The organism is Nitrosopumilus sp. b1 (genome assembly GCF_014078545.1).
In the GTDB taxonomy this organism is placed as follows: domain Archaea; phylum Thermoproteota; class Nitrososphaeria; order Nitrososphaerales; family Nitrosopumilaceae; genus PXYB01.
Map to the genome: position 1 here is coordinate 1 of NZ_MU078793.1, position 726 is coordinate 726.

The 726-nt window shown below is 37.3% G+C and carries 1 pseudogene; it reads right to left on the reverse strand.

What is annotated here, in order from left to right:
• Window positions 1-146: 146 nt before the first annotated feature.
• A pseudogene (locus tag C6988_RS10900) lies at window positions 147-726 on the reverse strand (homoserine dehydrogenase); the annotation flags it as partial.

The window sequence follows — 726 nt, forward strand, 5'->3', positions numbered from 1 at the left end:
CTTGAACCCATCGCCTATGATTAACTGTGCATCATCTACAATATGGTGAACTTTGAGATTCTTGGTTTTTGGTAATTCCATCTTCCATCTTGAAGTAATCTGCTTTAGCATCTCACTTGATTCACTTTTAGAAATTAAATTTGACTTCAATCTTTTGATATCTCTGCTCTAATGTCTAGTAAATCTCGTAATATGGAACTTGCAGTCTCTATTCCTCCAGCCCCTCTGCCGATGATGGTTTGAGTACCAGAATGCTCAGATGTAAATGCAATTGCATTTAGAGTCCCATTAACACATAGAGGATCATCTATGGATACTTCCTTAGGTGATACTACTAGTTCTTTGTTACAAGATGCGATAAGCTTTACAGCGCAATTATTCTTGGCTGCTTTTTTGATATCTTCAGTAGTTACATTTCTTATTCCTGTTCTATTGACATCAGGCAAGGTTACCTTCATTCCCATTACCCAATTAGCTAAAATTACTAGTTTTGCTGCTGCATCCAGACCATCAAGGTCTAGTGATTCATCTGCCTCGACGTAGCCCTTTTGCTTTGCATCCTTTAATGCTGCATCATAGGAGTTTCCATTAGCCATATTTGTTAAAATGTAATTAGTTGTACCATTTAGTATTCCATCAAAAGATGTTATTCGTTCTCCTCTCAGACTATTTTTGGCATAATCCAAAATTGGAGTGCCTCCTCCCACAGTTCCACTAAATCGTAAA